At 67.8% G+C, this 17207-nt stretch carries 17 protein-coding genes; all 17 read right to left on the bottom strand.

The features are described 5' to 3' along the window. On the bottom strand, window positions 1–372 hold a 372-nt coding region (locus VM221_11665), incomplete at its 3' end, for a DNA methyltransferase (protein ID HUT75474.1). 156 nt (window positions 373–528) lie between these two features. Further along, entirely contained in the window at window positions 529–1182 is a 654-nt protein-coding gene (locus VM221_11660) for a histidine phosphatase family protein (protein HUT75473.1), read from the bottom strand. Window positions 1183–1201: 19 nt separating this feature from the next. After that, complete coding sequence (locus VM221_11655; protein HUT75472.1) at window positions 1202–2284, bottom strand: hypothetical protein; 1083 nt, start codon at window positions 2282–2284, stop codon at window positions 1202–1204. After that, window positions 2281–2475 (bottom strand): histidine phosphatase family protein, encoded by a 195-nt coding sequence (locus tag VM221_11650; protein HUT75471.1) that lies wholly within the window; start codon window positions 2473–2475, stop codon window positions 2281–2283. Before VM221_11650 ends, VM221_11655 begins: the two co-directional genes overlap by 4 nt. Before the next feature lie 31 nt (window positions 2476–2506). Continuing rightward, window positions 2507–3826, bottom strand: a complete 1320-nt coding sequence (locus VM221_11645; protein ID HUT75470.1) for a hypothetical protein — start codon at window positions 3824–3826, stop codon at window positions 2507–2509. Window positions 3827–3882: 56 nt separating this feature from the next. Beyond that, window positions 3883–4617: an LPS export ABC transporter ATP-binding protein gene (lptB, locus tag VM221_11640; GenBank protein ID HUT75469.1), complete on the bottom strand. Its 735-nt coding sequence runs from the start codon at window positions 4615–4617 to the stop codon at window positions 3883–3885. A 60-nt stretch (window positions 4618–4677) separates the two neighbouring features. After that, window positions 4678–5214, bottom strand: a complete 537-nt coding sequence (locus VM221_11635; protein HUT75468.1) for an LptA/OstA family protein — start codon at window positions 5212–5214, stop codon at window positions 4678–4680. Between the two features lie 29 nt (window positions 5215–5243). Then, complete coding sequence (gene lptC, locus VM221_11630; GenBank protein HUT75467.1) at window positions 5244–5873, bottom strand: LPS export ABC transporter periplasmic protein LptC; 630 nt, start codon at window positions 5871–5873, stop codon at window positions 5244–5246. Window positions 5874–6152: 279 nt separating this feature from the next. After that, complete coding sequence (locus VM221_11625; GenBank protein HUT75466.1) at window positions 6153–8033, bottom strand: phospholipid carrier-dependent glycosyltransferase; 1881 nt, start codon at window positions 8031–8033, stop codon at window positions 6153–6155. Between the two features lie 143 nt (window positions 8034–8176). Beyond that, window positions 8177–8914: a metallophosphatase gene (locus VM221_11620; GenBank protein ID HUT75465.1), complete on the bottom strand. Its 738-nt coding sequence runs from the start codon at window positions 8912–8914 to the stop codon at window positions 8177–8179. A 152-nt stretch (window positions 8915–9066) separates the two neighbouring features. Continuing rightward, window positions 9067–9873, bottom strand: a complete 807-nt coding sequence (locus tag VM221_11615; GenBank protein HUT75464.1) for an SPFH domain-containing protein — start codon at window positions 9871–9873, stop codon at window positions 9067–9069. Window positions 9874–10037: 164 nt separating this feature from the next. Next, window positions 10038–10268 carry a type II toxin-antitoxin system HicA family toxin gene (locus tag VM221_11610; GenBank protein ID HUT75463.1) on the bottom strand — a complete coding sequence of 77 codons (231 nt, stop codon included), beginning with the start codon at window positions 10266–10268 and terminating at the stop codon, window positions 10038–10040. 2 nt (window positions 10269–10270) lie between these two features. Beyond that, a complete protein-coding gene (locus VM221_11605; protein HUT75462.1) occupies window positions 10271–10546 on the bottom strand; it encodes a hypothetical protein in 276 nt (91 codons plus the stop codon). Between the two features lie 29 nt (window positions 10547–10575). After that, on the bottom strand, window positions 10576–11898 hold the full coding sequence (locus tag VM221_11600; GenBank protein ID HUT75461.1) for a nodulation protein NfeD: 1323 nt from the start codon (window positions 11896–11898) through the stop codon (window positions 10576–10578). Beyond that, entirely contained in the window at window positions 11895–13094 is a 1200-nt protein-coding gene (locus VM221_11595) for a tetratricopeptide repeat protein (protein ID HUT75460.1), read from the bottom strand. Before VM221_11595 ends, VM221_11600 begins: the two co-directional genes overlap by 4 nt. Before the next feature lie 2 nt (window positions 13095–13096). Beyond that, window positions 13097–14791, bottom strand: a complete 1695-nt coding sequence (locus VM221_11590; protein HUT75459.1) for an HD-GYP domain-containing protein — start codon at window positions 14789–14791, stop codon at window positions 13097–13099. Between the two features lie 397 nt (window positions 14792–15188). Continuing rightward, the coding region (locus tag VM221_11585; GenBank protein HUT75458.1) for a DUF4838 domain-containing protein at window positions 15189–17207 on the bottom strand (2019 nt) is incomplete at its 5' end.

Genomic DNA, 17207 nt, shown 5'->3' with positions numbered 1-17207 from the left:
TCGGTGGGCAAGGTTCGCTCGCTGGCGAGGCTTCCCGTCAACGTACCAGCGGAACTCGAGGTAATCCGTAAGAACGAGGTTGGGCAGGTGCTTGCGGTAACGCTGTAGTTGCTCGGTACGCTCGGCCTCGTCAAGCGACGCGCCGACGTCCTTGCACTCGACGTAGCCGATCGTCAGTTCGCCCTTGCGGACTCGCATGTCGGGCGCGCCGCAGTCGGTGCGATGCTTCGGCTCGTTGACTGCGCGCACGCCCCGCTCCAGCGACTGGATAAGCACCGCGAGGGCCGCGCGGTGCGTGTGCTCGGTCGCATCGCCGGCGGCAAGATCGCGGCGAATGTCTTTCAGGTACTCGTTGAAAGGGTCAGACGGCATGGTCGTTCTCCCGCGCGCAGACGCTCGCGCACGCATTCGGCGCGACGGGCAGCGTTACCTGCGACGGGCAGTCGCGGGGGTTATCGCTCGAACCGGCCGAGCGCCGACTTGCTCGGCCCATCACAGCCGAGGGCGGCTGTGCCACATTGAGTCGCCTCAGAAATCCCGCGCGCCATCGGCGGCAAGCCCGCGCAGGTGGCAGCGGTCGTTGATGGTTACCACCACCCACCCGTCGTCGCCGCGCTCGACGCGATTGAGGCAGCCGTTGTCCTGGCGGATGCGCCAGAAGTGCGATTCGTCCAGCCCCAGCATCGCCAGCAGCGCGACCTTGGTGACGACGCGATGGGAGACCACCGCTGCCGTCTCGCCGCGGTGGCGCGCGGCGATCTCCGCGATCGCCGCCATCGCGCGCTCGCGCACCACCGGCAGGCCTTCTCCACCGGGGAAAACGACACCGCCCGGCTCGCGCTTCCAGCGCGCGAACAGCTCCGGCCAGCGCTCGGGCGCCTCGCGCAGGGGCACGCCCTCCCAGTCGCCGAAGTCGAGGTCGGTGAGGCGCTGGTCCACCTGGACTTCGAGGCCGCAAGCCGCGGCGACGGGCTGCGCGGTCTGCAGCGCGCGCTGCAGGGGACTGGCATAGACGGCCGCAAGCGGCTGGTGGGCAAGCGCATCGGCAATAGCGGCGGCCTGGGCGCGACCGCGCTCGTTGAGGGGGACGTCCGCGCGCCCGCGGAACACCTCCTCACGGTTCCAGGCGGTCTCCCCGTGACGGAGCAGATAGAACACTGCTGACGCGTCAGCCGTCATCATCAGTGGCGACCCTTGACCATCAGCGGATCCGCTCCTGCGACATCCTAGATGCTCGCTCGACAAGTTGTCGAGCTTCAGCTTCCGATCGACATGACGTGGAAACGCACAGGCCCTCGGGCTCGACCTCGCGCAGCAGCGGCTCAATCTCCCCTGGGCGGGCGTAGACGACGATGCTCTTCCCCTTTGCCTGAATGCGACGTATGAGAGGCACCCATTGCAGCACGCCTTCATGGCCCGCGCCCGGCACCCACTGGATCGCCTCCAGCTCAGGAAGCTCCAGCAGAAGGTCGAGGTGCTGGATGGCGCCCGGCCCGTCCAGATGGTATATCCTGCGGTCCAAAGTGCGCATGTGCTCCACCAGCGCAGGCAGGAACAGGTCGGCAAATGTCTGCGGGGAGATCATGCATGACATGTCGCAGTCAAGACCCATGGTGCGGCCCGAAGACCATGTGTTGACGTAGTTCACCGATCCCGGCAAACCGACCAGGTCCGGCGACACCAGTGTCCACAGCTCCTCGAAGATTTCGAGCAGAATATCGGACATTCTCTGGATTGCCGACCTCACCCAGTCGGGATTGAGAGCGATATCCATTAGCAGCTCTTGGCTACCGCGCACCATCGCCAGCGTATCGCCGGCCTGGTTTCCCCACATGGGAGGCACGAAATATCTACCGCGGCTGGCGCGGGCCGCCGACAGGGTGCTCCTACGCATCCAGTCCCACCACGGACTTTGCCGCCATCCCTCCAACGACGGGAACCCGTCGTCGCCAGTGGGCGCGGGATCAACCCATACGGTGTCCCGTGCAAAGTGGGGCGTGCAGCCAAAGCACAGACTGTGGCCGACCGACCAGCCGTGCATGAATACCGGCAATGCATCCCCACCGTAATACGTCCGTTGCACGGTAGCCAGCGTGGTGCGAATCGCGTAGTCGCTGTCGGTCCAGTGGGTCTCGACAGCGACTTCCTCCTGCGGAGGTTGGACCGCGCCGTCACGCGGCGCCGTCACACAGATGAGCACGCGGTCGTGCAATTGCTGCTCCCACCACGCTTCCCACCTCTGCTTCACGGTTCCCCAATCTTCATTGATGCTTTCGATTTTCATTCTACGTGTCTGCTGCTGGAGGTCGTCATCGCGGCTGCGGCCGCCACCGACTGGGAAGCGAGGGTCCGGGCCTGCGCATGACGGCGCTCATTGAGCGGCACGTCCGCGCGCCCGCGGAACACCTCCTCGCGGTTCCAGGCGTTCTCCCCGTGGCGGATGAAATGGATGACGGTGATCGGTTCTCCAGGCACCGCAGTTCACCCCCGCGCGGCCGTGCGGGTACTACCGCGCGTCTTCCCGATACGCCAGGATGGTCTCCAGCAGCGGATCTCGCCCGGCCTGGTAGTCCGCGAAGGTGGGCTCGACGAGGAGGTCGGGCATGAAGGAGGGCGTGTCCTGCTTGGAGTGCGCGAAGTACTTCGTGGAATAGGTCACCAGGAAGCCCGAGTTCGGCAGGCGAAAAGACCTGACCTCACCGTAGTGGTTAGGCTTGCCCCCGGTCGGCTCGCCGACGAAGATGGCGCGAGTCGAGTTGCGTAGGTCTATCGCGTTGAGGACGGCTGACGAGAACGTCTGGCGACCGACGACGACGAACAGCGCCCCCCGGCGGTTGATGGCGGGGCGCTCGCTCAACCCCGAGATCAGCGGCTGAGCCAACGGCGAACTGCCCCCGCTGTTGTAGCGCAGGTCGAGGATGAAGCGCTTCAGCGGACGCGCGTCCACGACGGCCAGCACTTCCGCGCAGAAATCCCGGAACGGTTTGCCCCTCATGTCCATGCAGCGGTTGTACTGGACATAGATCGTCTGCGAGTCTTCGAGGTACTCGAACCAGTAGAAGGCCCGCCGGTTGCGCATGTGCAGGGGAGGCTGCTGCGTGCTTGGCGCGAGGGCGTCAATCCATGCGGTCGAAGCATCGGCTGAGATCGGGGTCAGGTCGAGGGCGAAGGTAGCCCCGTGCGCGTCCGCGAAGACGAAGCGACCGCCTTTCGCACTGGGCAGGAGGTGCAGCGCGTGGAGGGCGTCCGGCGCGGTGAGCAGCCCCGGGCTGCGGTGCTTGAGTTGGGCATCGTTCTCGTGCGAAATCAACGCGCTGACCGCCGCGTAGGCCTGATCTACAGGGGTGTCCCCGATCGCCGTCAGGCGCGCGCCGAGGGCGCGCCGGTACGACGGAATCGTGCGCGTCACATAAAGGCCGTCCCTGAACCAGTAGAGGCGCAAAGGGAAAACGCGGAACGATTCCTCGCTCCACGGGTCGAGGGTGGTGTGACTGTCTGCGACGGAGGCCACCAGACGCATCATCCCGAAGGCGACCTCATCGTCCGCCAAAGCCGGGATGGAGTTGTCGAGCGCGGCGACCGCTTGCTCGAACTGCTCCCGGCTGATGCGAGAGAACAGGTGCTGGTGGCGCTGCGGCAGTTCGGTCGCCAGGTAATGCAGGTCCTGCCGCCAGCGCTCCGCTCGCCCCGCAGGCGCCGGGGGCGATTGGCCTGCGGGCGGAGCGGTGTATCCGAACTGAGGCAGGACCGACGCGCTCAGCCAGGCGATCAGCGCGCCGCGCCCAATGCTGCGGGCGGTGCCGGCCAGCGGGTTCCGGAGCAACATGGTATGCCGCTCACCCCCTCCGGGTCCAGAATCGTGGCGCCGTCACCAGCGGCCACCTACATCTCGAAGCGTTCGCCCAGGTAGAACTTGCGCGCGACCGGGTCCGAGACCAGCTCGGCGGAGGCGCCCTGGGTCAGGATCCGCCCCTGGTACATGATGTAGCTGCGGTCGGTGACGGCGAGGGTATCGCGCACGCTGTGGTCGGTGAGCAGAATGCCGATGCCGCGCCGCTTGAGCTCGGACAGGATGTCCTTGATGTCATCAATGGCGATGGGGTCAATACCGGTGAACGGCTCATCGAGCAGGATGAACGCCGGATCGGTGGCGAGGGCGCGCGCGATCTCGACGCGGCGGCGTTCCCCGCCCGACAGCACGTAGGCCATGCGGTCGCGCAGATCGGCCACCCGCAGCTCCTCCAGCAGGCGCTCGACGCGGGCCTCGCATTCGGCGCGCGCCAGCGGCTGCATCTGCAGCACCGCGCGCAGGTTATCCTCCACCGACAGCTTGCGGAAGATGGACGGCTCCTGCGAGAGGTAACCGATGCCCAGGCGCGCGCGACGGTACATCGGCAACCCCGCGATATCGCGACCGTCCAGGCGCACCTGCCCGCCGTCGGGGCGCACCAACCCCACCACCATGTAGAAGGTCGTCGTCTTGCCCGCGCCGTTGGGCCCCAGCAGCCCCACGATTTCCCCCGGCCGCACCTCCACACTCACGCCGTCCACCACCCGCCGGCGGTTGTAGAGCTTGACCAGGTTCTCCGTCACCAGTTTGGTCTGCGTTTGCGTCATGCGGTTACATCAATGCGGGCGCGCCGCCCGGTTGCGCAAGCCTGGGGCCGGCGCGCGCCCCTACTTGGCCGCCGGCGCTGCCGGCGGCTCCTTCTCCACCACCTCGGCGAAGATGACCTCCGCCGGGCGCAGCCGCAGCCGGCTCTCGTCAATCCACAGCGTCGCCTCGTCGGCGCCGATATGCAAGGTGCGCCCGCGCGTCGGCTCCTTGAGGTCGCCCTTGACGTTGCCGAGCAACTGCACCGTGCGTTCGCCGGCGCGGTAAATAACCCGGTCGGCGGTCGCCTCCATGATGCGCTCGACGCCGTCCTTGCCGCGGTAGCGCAGGTTGACCTTGACCTCGCCGCGGGCCTCTGCGGTCTCGATCGCACCGCCTGGCGCCAGTCGCGCCTCGAGCTCGCGGCTGGAAACCGTGCCCTCGTTGGTGGTCAGCTTGGCGCCGCCGCTGAAGGCGATCGTGTTATTGAGCTCGTCAATCTCGGCGACCGCGCCCTCGGCCTTGACCTTGCGCTCCGGCTTCTGCGTCTGGGCGGCCCACGCCGTGGCGCCGACGAGCGCGGCCATCCACGCGAAGACGAGCAGCTTGCGGCCGGTCATGGTAACACCTCGTTTCGGGATGCCGGAGATCATCGCCTCCGCGGCGGCTCCACCGCTTGCAGCTCGACGCCCCCCTCGAGGCGCGCTTTCCTCAACCCCAGGTCGGCCCGCAGGCGCGGGCCGCTAAGGGCGAAGGCCCCGCGCACATACTTCACGTTGCCGGTGGCGTAGACCTCTTTGTCCTCGACCTTCCATTCCAGGCGTTCCGCGCGCAGCGAGGTCTCGGTTGCCGGCGCCCGCGCCGTCACCCCGCCCTCGAGCACAACGCGCCGCTCGGCGAGGTAGGCGGTCGCCAGCGGGGCGCGCGCCTCGAGCGCAAGCTTGCCGTCATCGGTGAAGTGACACTGGGCGTCGCGCAGCACGGCTTGCTGCTTGTCGTTGTCCCATTCGAGCGACGCGGCGGAGGCCCGCCATAGGCGCTTGCCCGCCGGATCGGCCACCACGATCTCTCCGACCTCGACGCGGGCGCGCGCCCCGGCGGGAGCTTGCTGGTCGCTGCGCTGGGGGGCGGCGTCGCCCGACGGCGCGGGTCGCATCTGCGGCGCGGGCCCGCGCCGGCAGCCTTGCGGCGCGGCCGCAGCCAGCAGCACGCCGGCGGCGAGGGCCGCCGGCACCATGACCCGCCGGGTCGCCAGACATCGGAGCACGAGCGCGCTCATATTCCGTACTTACCTCGCCGCGGAAGCGGCTAACCCCGCGGCATCTGCGGTAGTATCCACAGCGGCAGCCCCGCCGCCGAAAGCGCCAGGATCCCCCGAGACTGCCCCGCAACTAACAAAGCTCGTCGCATGAAAAGCAGCGCCCTCCGTCGCCGGGGAGGCGGCGGCTGGTGGTACTCGTAGCTGCTGAAGACGAGCACCCCGCGCACGTCGGGCGGGCGGGCGCCGCGGTGGGGGAGGGGCGACGTTGACTTGCGTCCTCGCGGGCGACGGGGCATGTCAGGCGCTCGGCTCCCGCAGGCGCAGGAGGACGAAGTCGCCGCGCCGGGCGACCTCCCCGAAGCGGCCCTCATCGAACGCCTCCGCCAGCAGGTTGGCGAACTTGCCGCGGCGCCTGCGCACCGCCTGCAGGAAGTCCGTCGTCATCAGCACGTGGGTCACCCCGAGGGCCGCGTACGCCCGCGCGAGTTGGTCGGCGTCGCGCAGGCGGTCGTAGGGTATCATGTTGTGGTGGCGCTCGCCCCACATGTACGGCGTGTCGAAGTAGAAGCCGCGCGTCTCCCCGTTCATGATGACCTTTGACCCCGGCGGCAGCGAGTTGACGACCGCGGCCATCGCATATAGCCCGTCCAGGGTGCGGCTGAGATAGGCGTCGGCGGTCTCGCGTCCAAGCGCCGCGGGGATGCCGTCGGCGACGACGAGGGTGAAGATGCCCAGTGACATGACGCACACCAGGACGATGGCGATGAGGACGAATGGGCGCAGCTCCTTGCGCGCCCGACGCAGGATCTCGCTGCCGGCGTACCCGGCGCACAGGGCCAGCGGCGGCAGCAGCGGGATCGCGTAGCGCAGGTGCTGGCTGAGCACGAACCACGCGCCGAACGCGATCAGCGAATAGGCCAACAGGAACTTCACGCGTCGCTCCAGTCTGCCTAGCAACAGCAGCGCCGGCGGCAGCGCCAGGAACAGCGGCCCGATGGAGCTGTAGGCTCGCGGTCGCGCGGGGAAGTTGTCGAACATGCCCCCGTGCATGGTCAGGTTCCACGGCGCCAGCAAGAAAGCCAACGGCCCGCGGCCCATGCCGAAGCCAAGCTGCTCCTGGCGGTAGAGGCGCGCCGCCTCCGCCGTCCAGTATCTGCCGCCGAACAGCTCGTAGAAGAAGGGATAGACGGGGTTGCCGGTCCACAGATAGCTCTTGATGTACCACGGGGAAGCGACCAGCGCCGCGATTCCGACCAGGATCGCGGCGGCGCGCAGCCCCGCGACGGCGCCCTCGCGCCGGGTCATGGTGAGGTGATACAGAGCGGCGACCGCCAGGAACCCCAACAGCGCCATCACGTTCATCTTGATGCCGAGGGCGAAACCGCACATCACGGCGGCAACCGGCAGCCACCGCGCACCGCGCTCCGACCACCAGTTGATGAACGCGTAAAGGCTCAGCAGCGTGAACAGGGCGGCGGCGAGGTCGTTGAAGGCCGCGGTCGCCTCCCATGTCACAATGGGCGCCGACAGCAGTGTCACCGCCGCCAGCGCCCCGTGCCGCCGCTGCCAGTGCGTCGAGCCGAAGGCCAGCAGCGCCAGCGCCAGCAGCAGCCCCGACAGCGCGTGGAACAGCTTGGCCGCCGCCTGCCCGTGGAGCGCGAGTCCGGCCGCGTACAGCATCTCGAGCGTGAACGGGAAGTTCGAGTGGCTGACCCAGCCGATGAAGTGGATGCCGTGGTGCTGGAGGTAGAGCTTCGGCACCGCCAGGTGGTACGACAGCCCGTCCCAGTCATTCTGTGACGCCGGCGCGAGCGCACCCAGAACCATGAGGGCGAACATGGCGACCAGGAACGCGGTCACCGCGGCGCCGCCGATGGTGACTGGCTGCGAGCGGAATCCCCTCAGCCCGCGTCCGAGGCCGGTGAGCAGCTCGCGGAGTTCGCGCCAGGACACAATCGCCGGCACCAGGAACGCGGCGCCGATGGCCCAGGGGTAAAACCACTGCGCCAGCCCCAGCGCGAGGATGAGATACGCCGCCGCGCCCAGGCCGAGCGCCGACGAGAATACCGCGCGCTCCAGAAACGAGGCGAACTCCAGCCCGGGGCGTGGTCGCAGCAGGCGCATGCCGAAGGCGCACGCCGAGACCCACAGAGCAACGACGATGGCCAGTGCTGCCAAGCGGCCCCCTACCTCCCTGCCCAGGGCGCCAGCACGGCATTCGCCAGCAGCCCGTAGTGCAGCAGCGCCACCGCCGCGATCCACAGCGCCAGCAGCGCCTGCAGCAGCCAGTAGTCACCGAGGCGCACGGTTCCCTCCGACGATCACGGCAGGGGAATGAGCTCCCCCGCCACCGATGCCACTTCGCCGCCCTCCACCTCGATCTCCAGGCGGCCCGCGTGCCGCCCCCCGTGACCGACATGCGCGAGGTATGCGTTCCCCACCCTGCGCGGCGGGAACTCCGTGGTATGGGAATGCCCGCCCAGGATGAGGTCTATGCCCTCGATCTGCGCCAACTGCTCATCGAGTTCCACGCCGATGTGGCTCAGGCACACCAGCAGGTCAACCTCGGGCCGCAGCTTGCGCGAGAGCCCGGCGGCGGTCTTCAGCGGGTCATCCCACACGTAGTCGGTGATCCGCGCCCACCACGACTCCGGCGCCGTGATCTGCAGCGAGAGGCCGATGACCCCGACGCGGAGTCCGCCGGGAATCTTCCTCAGGATGTGGCTTTGCACCTGCTGGGGCAGCGGCTTGCGCTTGGCCATGAGGTTGGCGGCGAGGATGGGGAAGGAGGCGTCGGCGAGCTTGCGCTCGAGCACGCGCAGGGTGGGATGGGATTCGCGGTTGCCCATCGCCATCGCGTCGTAGCCGGCCTCGGACATCAGCCGCAGGATCGGCTCGCCACCTCGCGTGCTGCCGAGGTTGCCGGCGCGGATGGCGTCGCCGGAGTCGAGCAAGAGCGCGTCCGGCGCAGCCTGCCTGTGCTCCCTCAGCAGCCGGGCCGCGGCCGGGCTCAGGTGGTTGTGCAGGTCCGCGGTATGGATGATGACAAAGGATGGCATCGTGTGGCGCAGCCGCCCCTGCCTCAAGTCCACACCGGGACGTCTGGCGCTGGTGGCGCAGGCGTCTCGCCTGCGGACGCGGATTGCTGGCGGGCGGGACGCCCGCCCTACTGGGACGGCCGGCCCACCAGCCCGCCCCGCCATGAACTGAGCTACGCCCCCGAGTCGGCTTTCGGCTCGGACGGCGGGTTAGACTGCGTCCCCTGCGCCATGCCCCGGATGAAGGGGGTGAAGAGGTCTATCGGCACCGGGAAGATGGTGGTCGAGTTGTGCTCCGAGGCCACATCCGACAGGGTCTGCAGGAAACGCAGCTGCAATGCGATCGGGTGCTCGGAGATAATGCTCGCCGCCTCGGCGAGGCGTTGGGCGGCCTGGTATTCACCCTCGGCGTTGATGACCTTGGCGCGGCGCGCGCGCTCGGTCTCGGCCTGGTTGGCCATCGAGCGCTTCATCTGCTCCGGCAGCACCACATCGCGCACCTCGACCGCCGTCACCTTGATCCCCCACGGCTCGGTTTGCTCGTCAATCACCTGCTGCAGGCGCAGGTTGATCTTGTCGCGCTCCGCCAGCAGCTCATCCAGCTCCGCCTGGCCGATGATGCTGCGCAGGGTGGTCTGCGCGATGAGCGAGGTCGCCTTGACATAGTTCTCCACCCGCACCACCGCGTCGTTGGCGTTCATCACACGGAAATAGACCACCGCGTCCACCGATACCGGGACGTTGTCGCGCGTCATCATGTCCTGGCGCTGCACGTCCATGGTGACGATGCGCAGGTCAATCTTGAGCATCTTGTCAATCACCGGCCACAGCCAGCGAATGCCCGGCCGCTTCTCGCCGATGAGCCGCCCCAGGCGGAAGGTCACCCCGCGCTCGTACTCGCGCAAGATGCGAATCGAAGTGGCGGCGACGATCACCCCCAGTACCACTACCGCGATCAGCCCTGCCAATGCGGGTTCCATTGAATCCTCCCGGCGCCCTGCTTGGCGGCGCCTTGATAGGTCGGTGCAAGCCTGTTTGGGTTGGCGGGCGGGACTTGTCCGCCGCAGGTGAACGCCTGCCCCCACCATCCAGCTTATCCGGTTCGCCCGCGGCGCCCGCCTTTCCTGTCGCGCCGCGACAACCGTCAAGTCTCCTTCAGCAGGCGGAAGTACTCTTCACGCGAGAGCCCCGCCGTCCGCAGATTGGCTCGGATCACAAAGACGGGGACCGGGTCGTAGTCGGGAATCACTAACGGTCGGGGCAGTCCGGGTTTGGTAAGAACGAAATGATCACCCTCCGTTCGCACATACGCGAACCCCGCGCGCTCGAATACACGTCGCAGACGCCACCCGGGAATGGGGCTGATGCGCGGCAATCCTAGCTCCCAACTGCAACCGTCGCACTCTCCGTCACCACCAGCCGCGGTGGTGTATAACCGCCTTTCCCGTCCGGGATGTAGCCGGCTTCCTGCAAGACCTGGTCGAGCGTACCCAGCTTCTCAGTTTGCTCGATGAAAAGGCGAACCGCCGTCTTCAGGTTGGCGCGCGCCTCGTCCACATCACGGCCACAGGACGACACCTCCAGCTCCGGGCAATACGCTACATAGGCCTCGCCCTCGCGGAAAACGATCATATCGAAGTCAATCTGCAGCATCTCGCACCTCATTCCGCTGCTTGACTGGACTACGCCTGGCCATCCCCCCGCCGCCGCACCCGCAGCGTGAAGCCATCCGCGGCCAGCACCTCGATTTCAGCGCCGGGCTCGATCTCTTCACCGGCGGCGGCAACCGCGCGCCACAGCTCGCCCGCCACCAGCACCGAGCCCTCGGGGCGTAGAGCGGTGCGGGCTTTTCCGTGGGCGCCCATCAGCCCCTCGATTCCGGTCGTAACCCGCGTCCAGTGCGCGCGCACGCCCAGCCCCACCACTAGCAGGAAGAACCCCGCGGTCAGCGCGGTCATCATCACCACCACCAGCCACGATACGCGCAGCGACGGCGTCGAGGGGCCCCCGTAGAGCATCAACGAGCCTGCAACAAACGCAATAATGCCCCCGATGGTCAGCACCCCGTGGGACGGCGCCCAGATGTCGGCGACCAGCATCCCCACGCCGAGGATGATCAAGATCACCCCGGCGAGGTTCGCCTCCAGCACCGCCAGGGAGTAGAATGCCATTACCAGGCAGATGACCCCGATCACGCCCGGAAAGACCGCGCCCGGACTCTGGAGCTCGAAGATGATGCCGTAGATGCCGATCATGAGGAAGATGTAGGCGAGGTTGGGGTCGCTCAGCACGTGCAGGAAGCGCTCGCCGACGGACATCGGCACCTCCTCGGTCGTCGCGCCTGTCGTGTGCAGGGTCACCGTACGCTTGGGAAGCTTGACCTTGCGCCCGTCGAGGCGGGCGAGGAGATCGTCGAGGTCCTCGGCGATGACGTCAATGACGTGTGCTTTCAAGGCCTCGCTGGCACTGGAGGATATGCTCTCTCGCACCGCCGCCTCGGCCCACTTGGCATTGCGTCCGCGGCGCTCGGCAATGGCGCGGGCGGTGCTGGCGGCGTCGTTCTCGACCTTCTTCGACATCTCCTCGGTCATCTCGCCGCCGCCCATGGCGACAGGATGAGCGGCGCCGATGTTGGTGCCGGGAGCCATCGCCGCGACGTGCGAGGCGAGAGTGATGATAGCCCCCGCCGACGCCGCGCGCGCGCCCTTGGGCGCGACGTACACGACCACCGGCACCTCGGCGCTGAGCATCGTCTGGGTGATGTCGCGCATGGACTTGTCGAGCCCGCCCGGAGTGTCGAGGCGGATGATCACCGCCTGCGCGCGCGCCTTCGCGCCGACCTCGACGCCGCGCGCAATGTAGGACGCGGCCGGGGGATCTATGACCCCCTTGACCTCCAGCACATACACCACCTGTCGCGGGGCGGCGACCAGCACCGACGCCGCCAGCGCCGTCAGCGCCGTCAACATAACCGCCAGGCCGAACCTGCGGACCGCCGCCGTCATCGCTTGTCTCCCTGCTGGCGCCGGACCTCTCCCAAGAGGGATCGCAGACCGGTGCGCCGGCCGGTGCGCGGCTTGACCAGCGAAGCGTACCAGCACGGCATGTTCGGCGCCCGCCCCTGCGCATCAGCCAGTTGATCCTCCGCGCGCCGCTGCCGGGTCCCGGCCTCGAACGCGTAGAACGCCGCCGCCAGCACCGCTAACACCACCAGCGCCAGCCACGGAGGGTAACGGCGCAAGATGAACTGGAGCGCCCAGTACAGGGCCCCGAACGCCGTCGCTAGACGCGCCCCGACCGCTTTCCACCGCTGCCGCCAGCGGAATCCGCGTTCGTTCGCCATGCGGTCGCGATAGGCGCGATAGCCGGCGACGCACATGTGGCATTTCGCCGCCATCAGCCGCCATCCTTCGCGCGCATCGGCGCCGATCGTATCCAAGTGCAGCAGCGCCTCTTCCAGGCGCCATTCCTGCACCAGGCTGCACGCCAGCAAGTTGCGCACCCCGGGGTCCTGCGGCCACGCACGCAGCACCCCCGCCCACTCTTCGGCCGCGGGCGCGAACCTGCGCTGGCGGTAGAAGCTTAGTCCGCGCAGGTAGCAGGTCTCGGCGTCGCGCGCGCCGAGACCGATCAGGCGATCGAATGCGGCTTGCGCGTCCGCTCCCTTGCCCGCGACCAGGCGCGTCAGACCCAGCCACCGCCAGGCTTCGGCGTCCAGGGGTGCCCGCGCCACCACCGCCTCAAAGTCATTGTCGGCCTTCTCCAGGCGCCCGCGCGCCAGGTGCTGCCGGCCCAGGGCGAGTCCGGCCGCCGAGGCGAAACCGTATTCCTTGGTCTTGCGCCGCAGCGCCCGTTCGTCCTCGCCGCCGTCCTGCGGCAAGGCGACCAGGAACTGCGCCAGCGGGCCCACCAGGGCTTGCGGCGAACGCTCGCGCGCGGCGGCGATGACTGCGCGCGCCGCCGCGAAGCCACCGAAAACCTCCAGCCACCCCCCGTACTTCGAGGACACGGCATCGGGCGCGGCCTCGTCACCCGCTAGCGCCAAACGCACCGTCACTTCCGCGCCGCTCCACGCGGGCTCCACTCCGGCAGTGATGGCGCGCACTTGTTCCCACGGCAGCGTGTGCGGTCGTTCGTCCCCGCGCGCGCGATACTCGAAGCCGTGGGCGGTCGCGCGCATTCGTTCCGCGGGCAGCGCCATGGCTAGGCCCCGGCACTCGCCAGCGTGTCCAGAAAGGCGGCCACCACCTGCTGGTCATACTTGGCGCCGGCGTGGTCGGCGATCTCCGCGATCGCCGCCGACCGCGGGTGCGAGGGCCGGTGGCTGCGGGGCGAGGTCATGGCGTCGAACACATCCGCCACCGCCAGCACCCGCGCCGACAGGGGGATCTCATCGCCGATGAGGCCGTCGGGATAGCCGCTGCCATCGAGGCGCTCGTGGTGGAAGCGCACCGCGGGCTTGACCTCCCACGGGAAGTCCAGCGCCTCCAGGATGTGCACGCTCACCAGGACGTGCGCCTGCACCAGCTCGCGCTCCTGGGGGGTGAGCTGGTCGGGCTTGAGCAGAACCAGGTCGCTGACCCCGATCTTGCCGATGTCGTGCAGGCGGGCGGCGATCTTGATCCCCTCGATCTCCTCCTGGGACAGGCCCAGGCGCATGGCGATGGCGACCGCCACGCGAGCGGCGCCGTCGCTGTGGCCGCGAGTGAAATGGTCGCGCGCCTCCCCCGCCTTGACCAGCGCGCGTACCACCTGGTAGATGGTGCGCTTGTCGCCGGGGGCAGAGATGCTGGCCGTTTCCGCCATGTCGGCGCGGTCGGCGGCGATGAAGTCGGCGGCGCCGTGCTCCCGCTCCCGCAGGCGCGCCTGCACGAAAGCGCGGGCGGCGAGGGAAGAAATAACCGGCTTGCCGTCCCGCCGCGCCAGCACCGCCGCTTGCACCAACTCATTGACCGTCTGCTCCAGCTCCTCAAGTGCAGGCGCGTCGCCGGCCATGATGGCCAAGTGCGCCTCCCTTTCCCGCGCCGACATGCGTCGCCAATGCTGACTGCAAAAGGGATCCACTTGGGTCAGGAACTCCTCGCATACGTAGTCGTAGTCGGCCTCGGTCAAAGGCCGTTCACCCTCGGCCCGCCGCCACAGCAGCGAGCACGCGAGCTGCACCATGTAGGGCATGCCCCCGGTCCAGTCCATGATGTGATTGAGGCTGACCTCCCACAGGTGGCCAGCGCGTTCGCTGAGCGCCACCACCATCTCGCCCACCGTCGCCCGCGAGAACCGGCCCAGGCGAATGGTGGTGAAGAGATCCGCGAAGGGGGAGCCGACCTCGCGGTCGGCCAGGGTCAGCCGGTCGAGGCGATCGGCGGTGGCGATGACGAAGGCGCAGTTGGGGCGCGAGGCGAGGCTGCGCAGGGCCGAGAAGAAGTTGAGATCGAAATGCGGATTCTCCCCCGCCAGCTCGAACTCGTCGAGCAGGAAGATAACGTTGACACCCCGGCGGGCGAAATCATCGAACGCCGCCTGCAACTCAGAGAAAGACAGCTCGCCGACCGGCGACAGGCGCTCGTAGCCGGCGCCAGCCGGGCTCGCAGGGCAGGACAGGGCCGCCCGCAGCAGGCAGTGGAAGAAGGCCTCCGGCGTGACGTTGGCGAGCCCCTCCAGGCTGAGATAAGGACGCAGGAAGGACGCGACCTCGCCGTGGTCGGCGCCGAGCACCTGGTCGCGCTGGAGATGCAGCAGGAGCGAGGTCTTGCCGCGCTTGATGCCCCCCACCACCGAGCAGTCCTGCATGTTGGCGACCAGCCCCAGGATGTCGGCGAGCTCCTCCTTGCGGTCGAAGAAGTAAGCGGGGTCGAGGATAGGGCCGCGGTTAAAGAACGGGTTATCGTTCGCTCTCATGGCGCCTCGCGGCGAACGTAATCTAGTGCACAAGATACCTCGTCGCCCGCCGGGTGTCAAGGCAGACGGTGCCTGGTCTGGTAGCATAGCGATTATGTCCCCATGCAACTGCACAGGGAAAATGTCCCCCTGCCTCCCGCGAGGTTTGGGAGGGTAGGCCCAGGTGTGGATTCCGGCTTGCCCACGGCGCACTGAGCACGATAGACTTGACCATCAGGGACACGGCGGTTTGCAGAGCATCCACGCCGCGCACCGGTCTCACAGGCGCCCGAGCGCCATATGTTGTCTCGCTCATGCCTTGGCGCCGCAGGCGGTCTCAACCATGCTCAACACTCCCGCCCGGTTCCCCTGCCTTTCCCCGCGTGCAGGGCCTCCAGGGAGCCCGCGGTAGGCGTCCCTACTGGGCTGTCTCCATCGCTACCAGCGGGCCGAGCAGCGGGACATCCAGCTCCCGGTTGGCGCCCACCAGATAGACCGGCCGGTACACCCCACCCATGCCCACGCGGTTGAGCACCTTGACGGCAATAGCGTTGGTCGCGCCCAGCTTGAGCCAGGGCCGGGGATCGAAGGCAAAGGGGGTGCGCCAGATGACGTTGGGGGGCAGGCCGGTCGTCTTGGCGCTATGCTCGTAGGCGAGGCGGTCGTTGAGATAGACCCAGGCGTCGTCGTCCACCGAGCCAAAGTAAAGGTAGAGGTGCTTGAAGCCAGCCAGATCGGCGGGTACCGCTGCCGCCTGCCGATACCAGCCGAAGCCGATGTAGTCGGGGAAGCCCTGGGCCTCCCAGCCGCAGTTGCGGTCGGAGCGCACCGCGGCCCACGTGCCATCGTCAAAGCCTTCCTTGAACCAGCCTGCCGCTTCGCCCTGGTCCTCCGGGTCCGGGGCGAACTTCCAGATGTTAGACAGCGGCCACACCTTGGCTTCTCCGGGGCCGATACTGAGCACCTCCCGGTACACCCGCAGGTTCTTCCGGAACTCCGCCACCTTGGGCGCCACGGGGCCGCTCTCACTCACGTTCACGATGTTCTCTCGCTGCACCACGGCCTCAAAGTCCTGGATGAGTTGCTCATAGGCTTCTCCGCCAGTCGCTTGCGGCCCCCGGGAGAGCTGCACGTAGGTCAGTGGAAGGTGGGCAAGCTGCACCCGCTGCTGCAGCTCCGGCTGCCCCGCCACTGCGGCAAGCGCCCGCCGGAAGGCCTCCTCCGCGGCTTTCACGGTCTGCGAGCTGGGGAAGGGCGAATCGCTGTTCACGAAGCAGCCCAGGTAGTACTTGTGATCCACCGCCTCACGGTGCACCAGGTCCAGGTACTTGCCCACATAGGGGCCGGCCGGGCCGTAGTAGCCGTTCAGAAACTCCCGGATCATGGCTTTGGCATCCCGGTCGGGGTTCCAGAGCAGTTTCGCCAGCACCCAGGCCTTGAGCAGCGCCATGTCGCCACCGAGGGTAGTGTAGGACCCCTGCTCGAAGATGCCCCGCACCCCGTGGCTGACGAAGGTGCGCACATTTGGCCCCAGCACGAAAACGTTGGGCTGCGGCCACAGGTAGTGGGAGAAGTTGGTGACGTAGTCCCACACGTACAGCCGCTTGCACACCTTGCTCCACCCCACCAGGTCCTGGTAGAAGGCCCGGTTGCTGGGGTCGGTGAGGGGGCGGGCGAAGTTGCACTCGATGCTGCACAGCCGCACAATGACATTGGGTTCGGGCCGCACGTACTTGGGGGGCTTGCGGGTGTACTGGTAGGCCAGGGTGTCAATGGCGACGTTGGGAAACTCTTTGCCTACCTCGCGGGCCACGTAGTTCACGAAATGGAGCAGGCTGCCGGCATGCGACCCTTCCTTCTCATCCAGGGCCTTGCAGTTGGGGCACTCGCAGTAGCCGGCGGCATCGTTCTGCGAGACGGATACGATGTTAGCCGTGGGGTTCGCCCGCAGCCGCTCCTTCACGCGCTCGGCCACGAAGCGCTTCAGCTCCTCGTTGGTAAGGCAGAGCTGCACGTAGCCATCGCTGCGCTTGCCTCCGGTGAAGGCGAACCACTCGGGATGCTGGGCAAAGTGCTCGCCGGGCGGCACCAGGGAGGCAAAGGTGTGCACGAACCCCTGATAGGTGATCTTGCCCCCGCGGGCCGCGTCCAGCCGCGCCGAGGCGCCATTGGCCTTGTTGCGCGCTGCCCAGTCGCCGTCAAAGGCATCGGCGAAGAAGGGCTCCCGGTATTCGAGGATGGGCACTTGGCGGTCATTGATAGGCCCGAGCTTAATGGTGCTGCGCTGGGGAATCGTGCTCGCCGTGGAGGTCCACCAGCGGCAGCCCAGATGGTCCTCCAGGAAGGTGTACACGGCGTAGAGCGTGCCCCGCGGCTCACCCCCCATTAGGAGCAGGTGGGGCGGGCTGGTGCGGATCAGCAAGCCCTCATGGCCCAG

The sequence above is a fragment of the Armatimonadota bacterium genome (assembly GCA_035527535.1).
GTDB lineage: Bacteria > Armatimonadota > Hebobacteria.
This window is presented reverse-complemented; position numbering and strand designations above follow the sequence as displayed.